The 19,513-nt window shown below is 50.2% G+C and carries 13 protein-coding genes and 1 tRNA gene; 9 read left to right on the top strand and 5 right to left on the bottom strand.

All coding sequences use genetic code 11. The annotated features are described in order from the left end of the window. Positions 1-20 precede the first annotated feature (20 nt). Positions 21-1,313 carry a 4Fe-4S dicluster domain-containing protein gene (locus C7T94_RS18870; RefSeq protein ID WP_107217602.1) on the bottom strand — a complete coding sequence of 431 codons (1,293 nt, stop codon included), beginning with the start codon at positions 1,311-1,313 and terminating at the stop codon, positions 21-23. Positions 1,314-1,490: 177 nt separating this feature from the next. Between C7T94_RS18870 and C7T94_RS18865 the strand changes: the two genes are divergently transcribed. After that, a tRNA-Phe gene (locus C7T94_RS18865) sits at positions 1,491-1,563 on the top strand. Between the two features lie 192 nt (positions 1,564-1,755). Here C7T94_RS18865 and yiaA read toward each other — a convergent pair. Next, complete coding sequence (gene yiaA / locus C7T94_RS18860; protein ID WP_107217600.1) at positions 1,756-2,220, bottom strand: inner membrane protein YiaA; 465 nt, start codon at positions 2,218-2,220, stop codon at positions 1,756-1,758. A gap of 148 nt (positions 2,221-2,368) precedes the next feature. Here yiaA and C7T94_RS18855 point away from each other — a divergent pair, with 148 nt between their 5' ends. Together C7T94_RS18855 and mtgA are read left to right on the top strand one after the other, a co-directional pair. Further along, the gene (locus tag C7T94_RS18855) at positions 2,369-3,862 is read left to right on the top strand and encodes a hypothetical protein (protein WP_239495076.1); all 1,494 of its coding nucleotides are present in this window, start codon (positions 2,369-2,371) and stop codon (positions 3,860-3,862) included. Between the two features lie 353 nt (positions 3,863-4,215). Beyond that, positions 4,216-4,944, top strand: coding sequence for a monofunctional biosynthetic peptidoglycan transglycosylase (mtgA, locus tag C7T94_RS18850; protein ID WP_107217597.1), 729 nt, complete (start codon positions 4,216-4,218; stop codon positions 4,942-4,944). An 8-nt stretch (positions 4,945-4,952) separates the two neighbouring features. On the opposite strand, the gene C7T94_RS18845 is transcribed toward mtgA, so the two are convergent. Together C7T94_RS18845 and C7T94_RS18840 are read right to left on the bottom strand one after the other, a co-directional pair. Further along, a complete protein-coding gene (locus tag C7T94_RS18845; protein ID WP_107217595.1) occupies positions 4,953-7,385 on the bottom strand; it encodes an AsmA family protein in 2,433 nt (810 codons plus the stop codon). Positions 7,386-7,486: 101 nt separating this feature from the next. Next, the gene (locus C7T94_RS18840) at positions 7,487-7,963 is read right to left on the bottom strand and encodes an ABC transporter ATPase (RefSeq protein ID WP_107217593.1); all 477 of its coding nucleotides are present in this window, start codon (positions 7,961-7,963) and stop codon (positions 7,487-7,489) included. A gap of 51 nt (positions 7,964-8,014) precedes the next feature. Here C7T94_RS18840 and C7T94_RS18835 point away from each other — a divergent pair, with 51 nt between their 5' ends. From C7T94_RS18835 to C7T94_RS18825, 3 genes are read left to right on the top strand one after another with little or no spacing between them, the layout of a single operon-like run. Continuing rightward, on the top strand, positions 8,015-8,494 hold the full coding sequence (locus C7T94_RS18835; RefSeq protein ID WP_107217591.1) for a hypothetical protein: 480 nt from the start codon (positions 8,015-8,017) through the stop codon (positions 8,492-8,494). Positions 8,495-8,551: 57 nt separating this feature from the next. Next, complete coding sequence (locus C7T94_RS18830) at positions 8,552-9,301, top strand: hypothetical protein (RefSeq protein WP_107217589.1); 750 nt, start codon at positions 8,552-8,554, stop codon at positions 9,299-9,301. Positions 9,302-9,310: 9 nt separating this feature from the next. Then, on the top strand, positions 9,311-10,969 hold the full coding sequence (locus C7T94_RS18825) for an IPT/TIG domain-containing protein (RefSeq protein WP_107217587.1): 1,659 nt from the start codon (positions 9,311-9,313) through the stop codon (positions 10,967-10,969). Positions 10,970-11,062: 93 nt separating this feature from the next. On the opposite strand, the gene C7T94_RS18820 is transcribed toward C7T94_RS18825, so the two are convergent. Then, entirely contained in the window at positions 11,063-11,635 is a 573-nt protein-coding gene (locus tag C7T94_RS18820) for a GNAT family N-acetyltransferase (RefSeq protein ID WP_162618764.1), read from the bottom strand. 442 nt (positions 11,636-12,077) lie between these two features. On the opposite strand from C7T94_RS18820, the gene C7T94_RS18815 reads away from it, so the two are divergent. The 3 genes from C7T94_RS18815 (at position 12,078) to C7T94_RS18805 (ending at position 19,382) form a co-directional block, all read left to right on the top strand. After that, positions 12,078-13,898, top strand: a complete 1,821-nt coding sequence (locus tag C7T94_RS18815; protein WP_107217583.1) for a DNA polymerase III subunit gamma/tau — start codon at positions 12,078-12,080, stop codon at positions 13,896-13,898. Positions 13,899-14,219: 321 nt separating this feature from the next. Continuing rightward, on the top strand, positions 14,220-17,468 hold the full coding sequence (locus tag C7T94_RS18810) for a SusC/RagA family TonB-linked outer membrane protein (protein WP_107217581.1): 3,249 nt from the start codon (positions 14,220-14,222) through the stop codon (positions 17,466-17,468). A gap of 27 nt (positions 17,469-17,495) precedes the next feature. Continuing rightward, positions 17,496-19,382: a RagB/SusD family nutrient uptake outer membrane protein gene (locus C7T94_RS18805; RefSeq protein WP_107217579.1), complete on the top strand. Its 1,887-nt coding sequence runs from the start codon at positions 17,496-17,498 to the stop codon at positions 19,380-19,382. Positions 19,383-19,513 lie beyond the last annotated feature (131 nt).

Genomic DNA, 19,513 nt, shown 5'->3' with positions numbered 1-19,513 from the left:
ATTTCTGCGGTATCGTTCAGTTAAGCGTCGCGCCAGTTGAGGCGGTCTGCCGGTGAATATTTCCATGGAGCGCCGTTGTTCTCCACGTTTCCAAACATGGCATTGATGCTGGCCGGTGATTTCGATTCTTCCATGACAGCGTAGCGGCGCAGTTCGACAATGATCTCGAGCGGGTCGATGTTGACCGGACAGGCCTGGGTACAGGCATTGCAGGTGGTGCATGCCCATATTTCCTCGCGCGAGATGTAATCGTCAAGCAGTGCTTTGCCATCTTCATAGCCGGCGCCATGTTTATCAATGTTGCGGCCAACCTCTTCGAGGCGGTCGCGGGTGTCCATCATGATTTTTCTTGGCGAAAGCAGTTTTCCGGTAATGTTGGCCGGGCAGGCTGCTGTACACCGCCCGCACTCTGTACAGGTATACGCGTTAAGCAGGTTGACCCAGGTCAGGTCTGTTACATCTTTTGCACCGAACTTGCCGGGAGCGGTTTCGGGCGGGGTAAATGAAGGGTCCAGCATGGCTTTTACTTCATTTTTAACCGATTCCATATTGGTAAATTCGCCTTTCGGCCTGAGCTTGCTAAAGTAAGTATTTGGAAACGCAAGCAGGATATGAAAATGCTTGGAATAAGGGAGGTAATTCAGGAAGGCCAGGATGCCGATAATGTGGAACCACCAGCAAAAACGCTCAATAAAGACGAGACTGGTTTCGGTGGCTGGAAGTATTCCCTGCAACCAGCTGCTTACAGGGAATGAACCGGCGCTGATGTAATGTCCGGCGCCAAGTGCCTGCAATTTGGCATCTGCGGCGTTCATGATCAGGAAGGCAGACATCAACAGGATCTCGGTGACCAGGATCAGGTTCGCGTCAGATTTTGGCCAGGCAGTCATTTCCACGCCTTTGAAGCGCCGCACACGGATCACATTGCGGCGAATCAGAAAAATAACACACGACAGCCAAACCGTAAGGGCCAGGATTTCGAAACTACCGATGAGAAAACTGTAGAACCCGCCCAAGCCGTGAAAGGCCCGGTGCGAACCGGAGATACCATCGATCACAATTTCCAGCACCTCGATGTTGATGATCACAAAGCCTGCATACACAAAAAAATGCAGCAGGGCCGGTATGGGTTTGGTTGCCATTTTCGACTGGCCGAAGGCTACCCGCAGCATCGTAAGCCAGCGCGCTGCCGGCCTGTCGCTGCGGTCTCTTGCATGGCCCAGGTTGATGTTGCGCCATATTTTGCGTGCATTCAAACTAAACAGCGCTACTGCCGCCAGCGTAATGAATATAAAAATGAGTTGTGAGATCATGCTTACAGGATTACGGTGGCTAAAAATAGCACATTTTTAGCAAACCGAATTATTATGCATGCATAATTTTTCATGAAAAATTCGGGCGTCTGCCGAGCTTCGGCGCGATTTCATGGTTTTTTTAAAAAAAATTTCTTTGTTTAAAAAAAGACGCTACATTTGCAGTCCCAAACGGGCGGTACCATAGCTCAGTTGGTAGAGCAAAGGACTGAAAATCCTTGTGTCGCTGGTTCGAATCCAGCTGGTACCACAAAAAATGAGTATGAACTCAGATCAAAAACCTGTAATCGCTGATTACAGGTTTTTTTGTTTCAGGCCAGTTCAGAACCTATCAAAGTTCTCTTTAGCCGAACCCGCCGATGTTCTGGAATTGCAGGAAATAAGTAGGTGAAAAACCCCGCAGGCTTGCGGAACAAGGCACCGCGGGGAAGCAACCGCTACGTTACAGCGCTTTATCTCCAATCAACTTTGCGTCGCGGGTATTCTTTTGTACAGCAATGGCTGAAAACATGCTTAAGCAGAATGCCATGGCATAGAAGCCTTTTTCACTTCTGGAAATGTCGGCATTCCAAAGGCCAATTGTTAGCAGGATCATCGACGCGATCGTGGCAAACCAGCTCAGGCCGTAATAGAGGTCCGTAACGGCGAGCCCTTCAGCGCGATCCCTTACACTCTTTTGCACAGAAATCACGGCAAACAGACCAAATAATAAAATGGTGAAATAATAGCCTTTTTCGTTCAACTGCATACTTGCATTCCACAAGCCGATGCAGTAGGCGACTGTTCCGGTCAGTAAGGCAAACCAGGACGCTCCTGTAAATGCAGCCGTGGGTTTAAAAGGATGTCTGCCCTTCTCACCCTGATTTTTGACGAGTAAATCGTCTGTGTTGTGTTGTAGCGGTTCCATATTATTTTGCTTTAATGGTTAATACGAAGCAAATGTGCACCACAGGGCAGCAGTAAAAAATCTATATTTAAATAATTACTGACGATATAGTTTATCATAACATTACCTTTACAGGTATGACGATCTACCCATGGATACATTATCGGAATTGATCTGCCTGCTGGACACGAACGACAAAAAGCTATTCAGACAGTTTGTACAGCGGAAAAACAAAAGAAATGATGTAAAGAATTTGCAGTTACTAAATTTAATAGAAACTGACGATATCACTGGCTTAGATACACTCTATCCACCTAAAAAAAATAAGGATGCTTACCACGCGCTGCGTAAAAGACTGCAGGATAGCCTGCTGCTTTTCTTGTCGCAGAAAGCATTTGAGAGCAGCCATTCAGAGACGTATGACGCGCTTCGACTCGTGGTGGCAGGACGTTTTCTGTTAGAGAATGATGTTGCCAAGGTCGGTTTCAAATGTCTGGATAAGGCGGAACGCCTGGCCAAAGATCTGGAGCAATTCAACCTGCTCAATGAGCTCTTGCTGTTGAAGCTGCACTATGCCCATTTGCCAGAAGCCGAAGACTTTGAAGCCTTAACCGAACGCTTCCTGCGTAACCAGGCTGATATGCAATGTGAAGCGAGGCTCAATATGGCCTATGCCTATCTGAGACAAGAATTGCAGCAGATACACCTGAAAGGAAAGGTTGTCAAGCTGAACACGTTGATGCTGACTACGATTCGGAAATATGGGATTTCAGAACGGGACCTGATGACGTACAAGTCGATTTACCAAATCCTCTTTATTGCCAATGAATATGCAGCAATACAACATGATCATGGCTTGATCGAACACTACATCGACCGGACGAAACAGTTTATACAACAGCAGGCTACCCAAAAGAAAAATTACCTTTTTTACCATATTTCCATTTTATACTTCCTGGCTAATTTTCACTTACGGCAAAAGGACTTTGCCAAAAGCGCGTCTTTGCTGGAAGAGATGATGAATTTGATGATGTCAGACAGCCGTTATCATACCGTGTTTCAGTTGCGTTATTATTTACTGTCCGCGCTCAACCGGTTTTTTACCGGCTATGCAGATCAGGCGACCGCGCTGTTGCATGAAGCGCTGGCCGTTTCCAAACCTTCGTCTAAACCCGAGGATCTGGAGGATATACGGCAATGTCTCGCCATGTTTTTAGCCCTTTGCGGTAACCGGGAAAGCTTAAAACATTTAACATTACTGGCACGCACCGACACCTGGTATGAGAAAAAAATGGGTATGCTTTGGACCATTCGCAAAAACCTGATGGAAATTGTGGTCCAGGCACAGTTCGCTAACATTGAGCTCGCTATGTCCAGGCTGAGCGGCTTTCGCCGCAGATACAGGGCATACCTGATCAAAACTTCTGAAACACGCGTGCTATTATTCTTAAACTTGGTTAAACGATACTTACTAAAGCCCGATGTGGTTTACGAAGCAGCTTATCAAAAAAAAGTTTTGAACTTGCAAAGTGGCACCGGGAATAGCGACATTTTCATTTCCTGTTTTATTGGTTGGCTGGTCGCGCGATGGGAGAAAAAACCGGCTTACCAAGTGGTGCTGCAGCTGATTCAGGATGGTTGCGATATACACGATAGCGCTTAGTGCCTGGGGCGAGCAGCCGGCGTGATACGCGGCACATGAAAACGGATATGCACCGTACGATGGCGTAAGCTGCGGCCGCAAGTGTTTATTGCTAAAAATTTAATTTATCCGTATATTCCGTAAATTTTTTAACTTAAAGTTGGTAACTTTACAAAAGTTACCAACTTTGCAGGACTCGAACTATATCCCGGCTTCAATGGGCTAATTCAGTTCCTGTCTCCCGGTTTGAAAACCCCCGAAAACCTGCAGCTATTTTAATCGCCCCTTTCAGCAGCTGCGTGCGGTTCTGGTGTAAGCTGGCTGGCTGGTTTTAAAAACTTCCGCCGCAGCGCCCATTTTCTTACATTTGCGCCATGGCAGCAAAGACAGGAAAAAAGACAAAGAGCAGACAGAAAAGTAGCTGGCTTAAGCGGCTCAGCGGCATTGCTGCCAGGATTCTTGTCTGGTTCGTACTCACTTCTTTCTTTTGGGTTATCGCCTACCGTTTCATTAATCCTCCGGTTACCTTACTCATGATCTTACGCAGTATGGAAAGTACCGAAGGGAAATCGCCGGGAATCGACAAAAAATGGGTCAAATTCAAAGACATATCTGACAACATGAAACGTGCCGCCGTGGCGGCCGAAGACCAGTTGTTCCTGAAACATGCTGGTTTCGACATCAAAGCCATTGAAAAGGCCTATCAAAGCAACAGCAAAAGTAAAAAAAAGGTCAAGGGCGGCAGTACCATCTCGCAGCAAACAGCCAAAAATGTTTTTCTCTGGCCAGGAAGATCATGGGTCAGGAAAGGCTTCGAAGCGTATTTTACTTTGCTTATCGAAATTCTTTGGAGTAAGGAGCGTATTCTTGAAGTTTACCTGAATGTCATTGAAATGGGCAACGGCATTTATGGCGCTGAAGCGGCTGCACAGACCTATTATGGCAAATCCTGTAAAAGTCTGACACGGTCGCAGGCTGCCCTCATTGCCGCCTGTTTCCCCAACCCGCGCCGGTGGGCACCTTCCAAACCGACCACTTATATCCGCCACAGGCAGTACCTTATTATGAGAAACATGCGCCGCCTGGGTCCGCTTGATTTCTGACAAGTGAATTAGTCATGGTTGCGGTTCCACCCTACCCGGATCTTGCCGTCTTCCCCGTCAGAAGCTTTCAGGTGCAGAACAATACCTTTCATGCGTGCCGCGCGTTTGTCTTTCGGATCTGTCAGGAACTCATCTTTCTTGGGGTTTCGCAAAGGGATGTCCATGGCAATATTTGTGCCTTTTCCCAAAGCATACACGCCCTTGATGTTGAAATTCAGCACGCTTGAATTGACCATGAGCGGGCTGATATGAATTTTATCACCCCTGATATCAAGCACACCGCTCAGTGGTTCCAGCTGAATGTTTGAGAAATCCCGGTTCTTGAAGGCAAACTTCTCGACTTTCTGAAGTGGCTCGAAATTAAGCAGCGCACCTTTTCTCAAATTGAATTTCACGCGTCCGCTGGTCGACCGGGAAACAAGCCGTCCCTGGTCGGTCAATGCACCGTTCACGTCGACAACTGACGAGAGGTAGCCGCGCAGGTTCTTATTGGTGATGGTGTTCTGACCGAAATTATCAAAGCCATAAAAGAACTCACGTACATTCACATTGCTGATCTGCGCGCGTACGGAAAACCGGTTCGTAGCTCCGAAAGGCTTAACATTGCCGGTCAGGTTCAGGCTGCCGCCGGCATGGCTGACCCGGATTTTACGCAGGTAAACCCCATCGCGCAGCAAGTCAATGCTGGCATCAAGGTCCCGGGCAACAAAGCGGTTATAAATGGCCTTGTCTACATGCACCTGCATTTTCATTCGCGCCGACTCCAGAACTGTTTCCAGCTGTTCTGACATCTGGTTGATTGAGTTGCCTGTTTTGCGTTTGCGCACTGCTTTTTTTCGCTGACCCAGAAGCGGCAGCAGTTCGCTCAGGTACAGCTGAGGACTGTTTAGTGTAAGCTCGATCAGCGTTTTCTCTGGTGCCGTGTAGTAAAAATTAAGCAGGTTCCTGATCCTCAGGTTCATTGTCACGATGCTCTTTCCCAGCTGCAACCTGCCTTCATTGACACTTAGATCATTCTCAGTAAACTGAAGGGCAAGCGCACTTCTCACGAGGTGGATATTACGGGGGATATAAGTCATATCAGCATCGCGAATGATAACCCTGCCGGATACAGTGGGTTTTGTAAAGCGAAAATTTTCAATATCTGCTTTCCCATATAGTTCCAGATCAGCATGGCCGGATTTGAAGCGAAATGTATTGTCGCCGAATGAGCCGTTCAGTTTGTCCAGGTCAAATTCTGACCGCACCCTTCCCATGGCAACCGGCCGTTCCAGGTTGTTGATCAGCAGCGTATCGACCCGGATTGGTGCCTGGTAGTAATTTGCCTTCAGCTGCCTGAACCGGATGGATGAATTTGCATCGCCAATCGGCCTGTTGGCAGAATCTTTGTTGGTAAAGCTGCCATCGAAACTGCAGTCTTCGAGGGATCCGGAAGGAATGGTGACTGCATTGTTTCTCACGTTGATGCCTACGTTAATCAGCGGATCCTTACCTGCCGATTTGCCATCGTCTATGATGGTCGCCTGAACGTCTATCGGCCTGGCAATTTTGAAGCGCAGCAGTTTGCTGGAAATATTGGGTGCCAGCAGCCTGGCCACATTGGCATACAGGATCTTGTCGGCCTTGATGCGCACAGAAAAAGGCGCAGGTTTACGGCCAAACTGAACGCTTGCCCCTACCGTAAAGTCATCGCCGCCAATATTCAGCCGGTCGGGATCGGCAACGAGCAGCTCTTGTTCTTTGTCATAGTGAAAGGAAAGATGGCCATCTATGGTTTTATTGTGCATAAAACTGCCGCGCCGTGTGTTGAACGAGAAGTCCCTGACCAGCGTACGCAGCCTGATCCTTCCCTTAAAACCCTCTGATGGATAACTAACACGGCCATTCATGAAGGCCACATCAAAGTCGAATTTTTTAAAGCGCGCCTGATTGTCAATCACAAACCGGACTTTGTTCAGGTCAATACGCCGCACCTGGATGCCATCAGGCCTGCCGCCGTCACTCTCAGTGGCTTTTTGCTGTTTGCTTTTGAAAATACTCGTATTGCTGTAGCCGGTGCTGTCGGTATACAAATAAACCGAGGCATTGTTAATGGACACGCTGCTAATCTTGAAATTGCCTGCCAGCAGCGAGAGCAAGTCGAGCGAGACATCGATATCTGCGGCTTTAAGCAATTCGTGGCGGTGCCTGTTGAAGAGGCTGTCTGTCAGAACCACATCGCGCACCGACAGGGACGCGTTCGGGAATCCTTTAAAAAAGGACGGATCTATCCTGCGGGCAGAAAATTTGCCGTTGATACCGGCGTTTATTTTTTCGACGAGCGAATTTAGAACCTTCTCCCTGTTGCTGCTGATGTAGACGCCTGCGCAAACCGAAATAATGAGCAGGAGCAACACGATGCCCCCAATAATTTTGAGCGATAATTGAAGCCAGCGCGCCATATTGAATTGGTATAAAGCAATATAATGCTTTAACGGCGTCTTTTGTTTGACCCGCAGCGGTTAAGAATAGCAGGTATCTGCCTGCCGGCTATATCGCGGGCCTACTTTTTTGAAAATACCACCGCGTGCCAGCTTTCAGAAAAAGGAAGTTCCCATTTGGTTTCGAGCTCTTCGAGGGTCTGCACCATGTTGTTAAAAACGACGGTATCTTCAGAAACCTGGCCTATGTTGACCAGGGTTTCAAAGTCTTCTTTCGAATTTACAATAACCTGTCCTTCATGTTTGTAGGCAATGTTAAAGCGATCAAACAGGTCAATGCCATATTGCTGTTCAATTTCTTTGATCAGCCTGACCGATGTATCAATGGAACAGCCGGTTACAGGCGCCTGATTTTCATCTGCGACCAGAATAATAAAAAAATTGTACCGTACTTCTGCACGTGCCAGCAACTGGCGTTCGTGCGCTTTCCATGTGGCGGCAAATTCGTTCAGTTTATCCTGAATATCGCGGGCTTCCTGATCGTTCAGCCTGCGGTTACTCTGGTAAACCCAAACGCGGGATTGTGGAGAAAATGGCATATTACAAATTTAACAATTTATTTAATTTCATGGACCAAACCGGTTCAGGCAATGCGAAACATTACATTATTGTTATCGATCTTTGTTTTAGCAGCTTCAGGGCTGATTTTCTCGGCATTCAGACAAGCTGATCCCTTAGAAGAAAGCATCACCTTCGTACGCCGGAACCTGGCTTCATATTACGACGGCAATGCTGAAAACCGACTGATCCGGAAATATGAGCTGAATTTTACCAACACTGGTTTCTGCCGCTACAAACGGTATTTTCACAATGGAAAAACGGAGTATTTTGCGTTTAATTTATCTAAGTTCACTGACCTCGATTATTATGGCTCGACCAGCAGCGGGGTCCTGTACCTGCGAACCCGCGGAGACGATGTAATTGTTCAGACGCACAATGACCGCTCAGGCGATGTGGACTCGATGGCCAACTTCATGATCCTGCCGATTAAGAACATCGAGGCCGAGCAGTTAAACGAACTGCGCGCACGGCTCACCATGACCTGCCAGCACCTCGCCATGAAAAAATAAGGTGAAACGCGAGACTATCGCTTCTTTTTCTATTTTTGCCGCACCAAATCAAACTAAATGAAAAAAATGCTCTCATCCCTGGCATTGGCGCTTGCCGTGCTGGGAAGCCATGCGCAGGAAAAGTCCGAACGCCATGCAAATGAAAACCTGAAGCCGGTACGGGGAACCGTGTCTACCGAACTCAACATTAACCTGTTCAGCAGCAAACTGAATTTCAACAATGCCTTAAACCAGATCAAGTTCAGATATTTCCTGAAGGCACAAACAGCGCTGCGCCTGGGCGCACACGTTAGCAGCCAGGATTCCAGTTTCAATGTAAACAATCCTTACGGCAATGCAAGTTCTTTTACAAAAGATGAAAGGAAGGGTATCGACTGGGCCCTTAACTTCGGTATTGAACATCACTTTCCAGGTTCGCGTAGGCTCTCTCCTTATGTAGGACTGGACGCATCAATCGCGGGCAGGTCAGCGAGTCAAACGTTTGCGAACCCGACAACGACTGTCGATACTGAAAACGGCTGGTACAATTTCCAAAGCGTTGTAAACCCAACGGCGTTCTACCTTAGCCGCCAGGCTTACAGCCGCTGGGGCGTTAACCTGGTAGCAGGTTTTGACTTCTACATGTCAAGGGCCTTCTTCTTCGGCTACGAATTTAACCTGGGCGCGTACCAGACAAACTACAAGAACGCATCGCTCCGCACTGTGAATCAGTCAGGGGCGGTCACTACCCAAAATCTTGGTAAAAGCGAGTCATTCAAAATAGGTCCGACGCTTTTCAATGGCATCAGGCTGGGATACAATTTTTAAGCACAGGCCATGAAAAATACACTTCTCACAGTTGCCGCTGCGGCGGTATTGACGCTCTTGGTCCTGGTTGGTTTACCCGGTTGTAAAAAAGAGACCCGCTATCCCGAAATCCAGACGCTCGAGGCACATGCGGTATCGCCTTCCAGGGCGGTCTTCCGTGGAAATATAGTCAGCAAGGGGGGTCCGGCCATCTCTGACTATGGTTTTGTTTACGGCACCAGTTCGAATATCGGCGACGGGCAGGGCACCAGGATATCGCTGGGCAGCGACCCGGCTGAGGGGCCCTTTGAAAAGGAATCAGGCGTATTACAGCTTGGCGGCTATCCGCAGGTTTTTGTACGTTCCTACCTGACCAATTCAGAAGGCACTGCTTACGGCAGCGTTGTGTCCCTGCTAATGCCCCAGCCAAGCACCGGCGAAATAAGGCCTTCGTCAGGAAAAAGCGGTGACCTGATCACCCTTTCGGGCAAGTTTTACATTAGCGACCCGAAACAGGTCCAAGTTACATTTTCAGAGGTCCCTGCCAGGGTTGTCGAAGCTTCAGACAGCAAGATTGTGGTCGAGGTACCCACCGGCATCAGTGCGTCTCATGGCACCCAGATATCGATCAGGCTGATACTAGATGGCCAGCGCTCACTTAATTACATTTTTAGCATACAAGCCAACATCAAGGATTACTCGCCCAAAAACGCTGCAATCGGATCTGCGGTCACATTCCTTGGCGACAACCTGCCCGACTACTGGAGCAGCGGCCTGCGCGTGCTTTTCGGAAGTCTCGCGGCTAACCTCAGCTCGCAAACCGGTCGCCTGACTGCCACTGTACCGGCAGAGCTTACAACAGTCACATCGAAAATAAGCGTTGTTTTAAACAATGTTACCACTATCCTTCCGGGCGAATTCACGGTTAAGCCGCCGGTTGTCAGTTCCATTTCGCCGGCAACAGCCATGCTTGGCACGACCCTGACTGTAACCGGCAGCGATTTTCCGATCATGTACAGCTATTCAGACAGAAATCCGAGGGCGGCATTTGGCGACGTAACCGTGTACCCTTCTTCGGTATCAGGCACATCGCTCAGCTTCCAGGTGCCTGCTTTGCCTGCCGGTGAATATGTGTTTTCCATCACCGCCGGGCCCAATACCGTGTCTTCAGGCAAGGTCCGGGTCGTACTTCCCACCATCAGCGGACTTAATAAAACTTCGGGCTACATTGGCGATGAAGTTCTGCTGAACTGCAATTTCCCCAACAATGGCACTTCGTATCAGGTATCTTTCGGCGCTATATCTGCATACGGCCAAATGATAGATAACAACCGCATGCGTGTCTATGTGCCATCAGGCTTGCTTGCCGGGAAAGTCAAGCTGGCTGTCCACTACGGCTCACAGCTCATACCAGTCGATGAGCAGTTTACTGTGCTGAGCCCGACTATAACATCGTTTTCGCCAACCTCTGGGCTCCCCGGTACGGTCGTAACCATTTATGGCACCGGGTTCAGTCCCGTCACGTACAACAACCTGGTCCGCTTCGGCGGGGTACAGAGCGTGGTCTATGCGGCCAGTCCTAATACCCTTCAGGTTCAGGTGCCATCAGGAATAAGCCCTGGGCAGGTGAAGATCAGCGTGGTGAACGGCATGGCTGTTTCGAGCGACGAGACTTTTACCATCAGATAAAAAAATGAAACAGCATAATAGCCGGCTGCCCTGTGTAGCCGGCTATTTTTTTGGTTGTAAACCCGGCAAAACGCCGCGCTGGCCATGCAGAAGTCACTGCCCGCTGCGCGGGAAGAACAGGCGATAACCCACATCGATCTCCCGGTAAACCTGGAACCCAGAACGCTCATAAAAAGGCAGGTTTGCCGGCAGCGAGGTTTCCAGCAGCACTTCTGTAGCACTGGCGCTGGCATCAGCCAGGATTTGTTGCAAAAGCCACGTGCCACGCCCCTGGTTCTGGCATTCCGGCCGGACGCCTAAAAACCAAAGATAATGATGCGGAACCTGCAGGCGGGCGGAAGCGATCTTCCGGTTCCGGTACAGCAGGGGCAACAGCCCTTTCCAGCCACAGACCTGTCGGATGAAAGCCAGGTCCAGCCTCGCGCGCTGCAAAAACAGCACAGTCTGACCGGACAGGGTAACCAGTGCACAGGCCTGCTGTGTGGCATCAGCATATGTACGTCCGGTAAGCTGTGTCATGTGCAGGGCATACTCCATGAGTGCCTGCAGGCGCTGGGTTTTACCGGCACCATCGCCCATAGCTGCGCGTACGCTCTGGTTATCTGCAAATGAGCTGCATAAAACAGAAATGAGACTGGCGGATAGCGAAACTGGAGAACCGGGCATGGACATGTCGAAGGCTCGCTTTTGACCTGAATATACGAAATTCAGAAAGTCATTAAAAAAGAGAAGCGGCCAAAATCTGAGACCCGGACCGCATTCTACACACCTATTGAAACTTGAGACGTTATTTAGATATGCTGATTTGTTTAACCTGATTTAAGGGACCGGATTTTGGTTTATTCTATTTCCTTCCGGCCCATACAAAAATCGGAATATCCTTTTACAATTACGTATTCTACCTGTGTAAAAAGTAAAAATACCCCATACTGGGTAGACCGGAACAAACTGACCCTCAGTTAGTCTCAGAATGGCCGCCGCCTGAACCGACCAGCAGGGTTCCGTCTGCGGTACTGCTTGAGGAAGCGGCTGTTCTAAACCTGGGAACCGGCAGGTGGCGTGCAAAAAAACACTTCAAAGGCTGGCAGAAATTGCCTATTTTCGCACAATGGAAAATTTCATTGTCTCGGCCAGGAAATACCGCCCCGCAACCTTTGAAACGGTTGTCGGTCAGCAGCACATTACCGGGACGCTGAAAAACGCCATCAGGAACAACCAATTGGCCCAGGCGTTTCTTTTCTGTGGACCAAGGGGCGTGGGAAAAACAACCTGCGCACGGATCCTGGCAAAGACCATCAATTGCAGCAATCCGGGCGCCGATATGGAAGCCTGCGCAAGCTGTGACAACTGTCTTTCTTTTCAGAATGGTCATTCGTTCAACATCCATGAACTGGATGCGGCATCGAATAACTCGGTAGAAGACATCAGGAGCCTGATTGAACAGGTACGTATCCCGCCACAGTCGGGCAAATTCAAAATTTACATTATCGATGAGGTGCACATGCTTTCGCAGAGTGCCTTCAACGCTTTCCTGAAGACGCTCGAAGAGCCGCCGGCTTATGCCATTTTTATCCTGGCCACGACCGAAAAACACAAAATTCTGCCCACCATCCTGTCGCGTTGCCAGATCTTCGATTTTAACCGCATACAGGTAGAAGACATTTCCGGGCACCTTGCCAAAATTGCCGGCAGGGAATCTATTGCTTATGAGCCGGATGGCCTGCACATCATTGCCCAAAAAGCCGATGGCGGTCTGCGCGATGCCCTCTCCATGTTTGACCAGATTGCCAGCTATTCAGGAAAGAACATTACCTATAAGGCGGTCATTGATAACCTGAATATTCTTGATTACGATTATTTCTTCAAACTGACAGACAACCTGACGGCGGGGAGGGTAAGTGAAACCCTGCTGTTGTTCGACGAGGTGCTGAACAATGGTTTTGACGGAAATAATTTTATAAACGGCCTGGCCTCCCATTTCAGAAATTTGCTTGTTGGCAAAGACCCCGCAACGCTGCGGCTGCTTGAAGTAAGCAACAACATCAGGCAAAAATACATGGAACAGGCCCGGCAAACCGAACTCTCCTTTCTGCTTACTGCACTTAATCTGGCCAATCAGTGTGACCTGAACTACAAGAGCAGCAAGAACCAGCGGTTACAGGTCGAACTGGCACTCATCAAAATGTGTCACATCAGGAATGTCGTTCACCTGGCGCAGCATCCTTCTTCGGCCCTTCAACCAGCAACTGACGCAGCTCAGGATAAAAAAAAAACTGAACTAAGTGCGGTTAACCAGGCGCCTGCAGCTCCTTACAAGGAGCCCGCGGCCACTGCAGCTCCTGTTGCACAGGAACCCCCGGCCATACCGCACATGCCTGCGCCCCGCGATGAGCCACCCCGCCAGGCCCCCGCAGAGCCAGCCAGCCCCCAAGGCAGCATCCGCATTGGTCTCCCGGTAAAAGACCAGGTTATTCCCAGTCTTATTCCGTCGCTCACCGACCTGGAACGCGTGGCAAACGGCGAGGAAGATGGCCCGAAGAAAGTAACAGGAGACGCCCGGCAGCCTTTCACCTACGAAACGCTGCTTGAGCTCTGGAACAAGTATGCCGAGCGGCTCAAAGCTGACGGAAAAATCAATGTGTTTACCCTGATGACGACCAATGCGCCGGTACTGAAGACGCCTGAACACATTGTCGTGCTTACCGAGAATAAGATCCAGGAACACCTCTTGCAAGACGAATCGGTAGAATTGCTTAATTATCTCCGGAACGGGCTTCAGAATTTCGGCATTGAGATCTCGCACGAGCAGACCGAGCGCAAGCAGGTGAAACGCCTGTATACCAACACCGAAAAATATGCTTATCTAGCCGCGAAAAACCCAAAACTGGAGGAAATGCGCCGCCGGTTCAACCTGGACGTTATTCCTTAAAAGGCTGCTTTTCAACAACCGTTAAAAATTTTTATTGTAAAATATTTGTCTTTTTGACAATTATTCGCAAAGTTGCTATTATAAATACCGGCCCGGCCGGCGCATATACCTTCTTCATCCGAAGGCGCAACAACTGTCAGCTCTCAGGCCGAAGACAGCGGCACCAACTAATCTGACCTATGAAACAACAAACTGCCAACCGGCGCGCCCTGCGCATTTTTTTGTCGACCTATATTTTTCCGGAACTCCACCCCCCTTCTGCCCCTGTCTCTGATTAGCGGGCACGCCAGCGAGAACACCTTCACCTAAAACCTATACAACATGAGAAACACCAACGCTACAGGATGGGGAATCCCCCTGTTCCTGCTGCTGCTTTGCCTTGTCGGTTTACAGCCGGCTGTTTTCGGCCAGCAAAAGAGCATCAGCGGGAAAGTAACCAATGGCAGGAACGAGGCCCTGCCCGGGGTAACTGTCCTGTCAAAATCGAACAAACAAAACGGAACTGTTACCGACGCAGGCGGTAATTTTAAGATCAACGCTTCGCCGGGCGAAGTGCTGGTCTTTACGTTTGTTGGCTTTAAAACCAAAGAAGTACCTGTAGGTTCTGAAAGCGGATTAACCGTAACACTCGATGAAGAAACAGGCAACCTTCAGGACGTCGTGGTTGTCGGGTATGGCACGCAAAAAAAAGCGGTCGTATCAGGCGCGATCGCCTCCGTTAAGGGCGAAGAACTGACCAAATCGCCTACCATGAACCTGTCAAACAGTCTCGGCGGCCGCATGGCCGGGATCACAGCGGTCCAATCGAGCGGCCAACCGGGTTATGACGGTTCGGCCATTCGCATACGGGGGGTGAATTCGCTGGGCAACAGCGATGCGCTTATCGTGATAGACGGCGTGCCGAACCGTGCCGGCGGCTTGCAGCGCCTGAACCCTGCCGATGTGGAAAGTGTGTCTGTACTCAAAGATGCGTCTGCGGCCATTTATGGTTCGCGCGCGGCAAACGGCGTAATCCTGATCACGACCAGACAAGGTAAGACAGGCAAGCCACGTGTATCGTACGATTACAATTATGGCTGGCAGCAACCCACCCGTACGCCTGAGATGTCTGATGCCCGGCAGTATGCCGAAATTCGCAATGAACTGGCCATTTTCGACAACCTGCCTTCCAGCCTGTGGTCTGCAGCAAACCAGGCTTTCAAAACCAGCGGCAGTTACACCCGGCCCGACAACGGCAGTACGGTCAGCGCCGTTTTCAATGCAGAGGCACTAAACAAATTCAGTAACGGGTCTGACCCCCTTCGCTATCCTAACACCGACTGGTTTGCCACCACGCTAAAAAACTGGTCCCCCCAGCAACGCCACGTGCTGCAGGTAAACGGGGGCAGTGAAAATGTCAAGTACCTGGCATCGCTGGGTTACCTGGACCAGGACGGCTATTACAGAAACTCGGCAACAGGTTATAAACAGTACGACCTGCGCATAAACCTGGAAGCGAAGGTAAACGAATACATTACCGCCAGGCTGGGACTTACCGGCCGGGAAGAAGGCCGGGATTTCCCTACAGTTGCCGCCAGCGATATCTTTCGCATGCTGATGCGTGGCAAACCAACCGAAATTGAGGTTTGGCCTGATGGCCGGCCCGGGCCCGATATTGAATACGGTCAAAATCCATATGTCATTACAACCGGGCTAACGGGGTATGACCGCGACACCCGCGATTACCTGCAGACCAACGGCACCGTCGAGTTGAGGATTCCCGGAGTAGAAGGATTGAAGTTTACCGGTATGGCCGCGCTGGATAAGTTCTTTGGCAAGAACAAGACCTGGCAGACTCCATGGACACTTTACAGCTGGGACAAACAGTCTTTTGAGGCAGACGGCGTAACGCCTGTATTAACGGGAACTGTCCGCTCGCCTTTCGTTGATTCGCGGCTTACCGAACGTTCTTCAGACCAGCTGGACATTAACCTGACGGGAATGGTCAATTATGATCGGACATTCAAGGACCACACACTTAACCTCATGGCCGGCGTACAAAGCGAACGCGTTACCGGATCGGGCTTTGCCGCTTTCAGACGTTATTTCGTTTCCTCGGCCATTGACCAATTCCTTGCCGGCGGGCCGCTCGAACAAAACATCGGCAATGTGGACCTGAATACGATCAACAACAACGGCGATCCGAATGCACTGCTTTTTAAGCGGGCCCGCCTGAGTTATTATGGCCGCGCCGGTTATAATTACAAAGAAAAATACCTGGCCGAGTTTCTGTGGCGGGTAGACGGTTCCTATATTTTCCCGCCAAAGAGCCGGTTCGGGTTCTTTCCCGGCGTATCGGCCGGTTGGCGCATCTCAGAAGAACCTTTCTTCAAAGACAACATCAAATGGGTCAGCAACCTGAAGATCCGTGCCTCTTTCGGGCAGATGGGCGCGGAAGCCTACCTCCCCGGAGGGACAACACTTGCCGAATACCAGTTCCTGAGCACGCTTGGTTTTGGCAGTTATATTTTCGGCGATCAGCAGACACAAAGCCTGTTTGAAAGCCGTTTGGCCAACGGCGAATTTACCTGGGAGCGGGCCAGCAATACCAACGTTGGGTTCGACGCGGGCCTGTTTGACAACAAACTGAGCATGGAATTTGATTACTTCTACAACCAGCGGGACAATATCCTCATCCCCAGAAGTGGTTCCATACCGGGCAGCTCAGGCATTACCAACAAACTGCCTCCCGTTAACCTTGGCCGGGTAAACAACAAAGGATTCGATTTTAAAGTCAGTTACGCAGATAAGATCGGCGAACTCAGCTTCAACGTGAGCCTGAACGGAGGTTATTCACGCAATAAGATCCTTTTTTGGGATGAAACACCCGGCGCCCCGGTGTGGCAGCAATCTACAGGCATGCCGATTAATACTTTCCTGGTCTATGACTACGATGGCGTGTTTGTTTCGCAGGCCGATGTGGACGCAAACAGACTCGATTACAGCGCCATCACAGCCACCCTCAGACCCGGCGATATGCGGTTCAGAGACGTAAATGGCGATGGCAAGATCAATGGCGATGACCAGATCAGGCTTGACAAATCGAACATACCCACTTTAACCGGCGGCCTGAACATCAACCTGGGCTGGAAAGGTTTTGATGCAACCCTTCTGCTGCAGGGTGCAGCCGGCGGACTGCAATATATGGGACTTACAGAATCTGGCGATATCGGCAATTTTCTGCGGTGGTCGTACGACAACCGGTGGACCATCGACAATCCGAGCGCCACAGAGCCCAGGCTGGCCAACCGCGGCAATACCTATTATACAAACATGAGTATTGCCGGCAACAACACCTATTGGGCACGAAGCAACAACTACCTGCGCCTAAAAAATGTCGAGATCGGCTATACGCTGCCGGGAAAATTTGGTGAAAAAATCGGCATCAACAACCTGCGAATCTTCGTTAGCGGCCTTAACCTGATCACCTTTGACAAGATGAAGATCTGGGACCCTGAGTCGACCAGTTCCAATGGGCAGTATTACCCGCAGGCTAGAATCATCAACACAGGCCTGAGCCTTGGCTTTTAACTAATCCCTACCAGTAAAAGGAATAACATGAAAACAACGATAAACTATAGTCTTGGTCTGTTCTTTTTGATCATGACCAGCCTCCAGCTAGCCTGCCGGAAAGAAATTCTCGACGTCTCACCCCCAGACCAGGTCGATGCGGAAGAGGTATGGAAAGATCCGGCCCTGGCCGAAGCATTTGTAAACGAAATCTACAATGGTCTCAACAACGGCGGCTTTTCAGAGCAGATGCTGGCCTCTGTCAGTGATGAAGCCACCTTTACGCATACCGGCAGAAACATCAATGTCGTAAACGAAGGAAGTTTGAGCGCGACCTCGAGCGGCTGGGTAGACGGCACCTGGGGATATAACGACATGTATAACCGCATTCGCTCCTGCAACATGACGCTCGAGCGGCTGGGCAGTGCATCGTCGCCCATTACCAGCCAGACTGTAAAGGACCGCCTGATGGGCCAGGCCTATTTCCTGCGCGCCTATTTTTACCAGCAGCTGCTGCGCTACTACGGCGCCGTGCCCCTGGTTTCCAGAACCTACAACCTTGACGACAATTATGCCGTAAAAAGAAACACTTTCGAGGAATGTGTAAACTTCATCATTGCAGACTGTGAAAAGGCGATAACGCTGCTAAAAGACATGGCGCCTGTAAAGGGTCGCAGTTCCAGCCTCGCGGCCATGGCACTGAAATCGCGCGTTTTGCTTTATGCGGCCAGTGATCTTCACCACATTCCTACCGCTTCGGGCAGATCTGCGGTGATTGCAGGTTATGCCAATCCGGAATACCTGGGTTACACTGCCGGAGACCGGGTTGCCCGATGGACCGCTGCGCGCGATGCGGCAAAAGCGATCATGGACCTGGGTACCGGCTATAAAATGGATCTGGCCAGCCCGGCAAGTGCGGAAGACGGGCGCAGGAACTATTTGAGCATGTCGATGGGCGGCGGAAGCACCGCAGCAGGCGTGGATGTCACCGCCGGCTCCGAGATCATTTTTGGCCGGTATTTTATCGCACAGAAACAGGAAGATGGCAACTTTGTAGGCCGCAACAACGGGCCGAACGGCTACCACAACTGGGCAGGCAACACACCCATTGGCTTGCTGGTAGACGATTACCAAATGTCTGACGGGACAGCGTTTAGCTGGGCCAACCCGGCACACAAGGCTGCGCCTTACAGCAACCGTGACCCGCGGTTTTATGCAACAGTTCTGTATGACGGAGCGCCGTGGAAGCCCCGGGATAAAGTATCGGGCAATGTGGATCCCGCCAACCAGATCCAGACCGGCCAGTACGATCTGTTAAGCGGCGGAAGCCTTGTTAACTTCAATGGCCTTGACACGCGCAGCAGCAGCATCGAAGACTGGAATGGCAGCCGGACAGGTTATTACATGCGCAAATTCATTGATCCGAACAGTGACCTTGCCGATGCGACAATGAAACAATTTGTACCCTGGCCATTTTTCAGGTACACGGAAGTTGTCTTGAATTACATTGAAGCCAGCATTGAACTGAACGACCTGAGCAGTGCATCATTATGGCTGAACCGCATCAGGTTCAGAGCGGGTATGCCGGCGATCGCCGTTGTTTCGCAGGCGCAGATGCGCGCAGCTTACAGACAGGAGCGCAGAATAGAACTGGTGTATGAAGAACACCGCTACCACGACACGCGGCGCTGGATGATCGCTCCTGAAACGCTGGGCCGTAAGCTTACCTTTGTGAGTGTGCGTGGCAAGTTTAAACCCGGAAAGAGCATGTCTGCGCCTTACCGGCATGATGAAACGGTTTATGACTATACGTATACACCCATTACCGACATGACGCATGAGAACCGTACCTGGCTGGATAAAATGTACTTCCGCCCGATGACACGTGACGAGCTGAACCGGAATAACCAGTTGAAGCAAAATCCCGGCTACTAATTATCAGCACCAAATTACAGTAAAACCCAAAGTGAATGGCCCGGTTGTTCAAAGAGAGCGGCCGGGCTTTCCATTATGAACGATTTTAACGGTTACGTATGGATATAGTTCGAGTCCTGCAAAGTTGGTAA

This window comes from Pedobacter yulinensis (genome assembly GCF_003029735.1).
In the GTDB taxonomy this organism is placed as follows: domain Bacteria; phylum Bacteroidota; class Bacteroidia; order Sphingobacteriales; family Sphingobacteriaceae; genus Pedobacter; species Pedobacter yulinensis.
The sequence above is the reverse complement of the archived record's forward strand: the minus strand, read 5'-3'. Positions and strand labels throughout refer to the sequence as shown.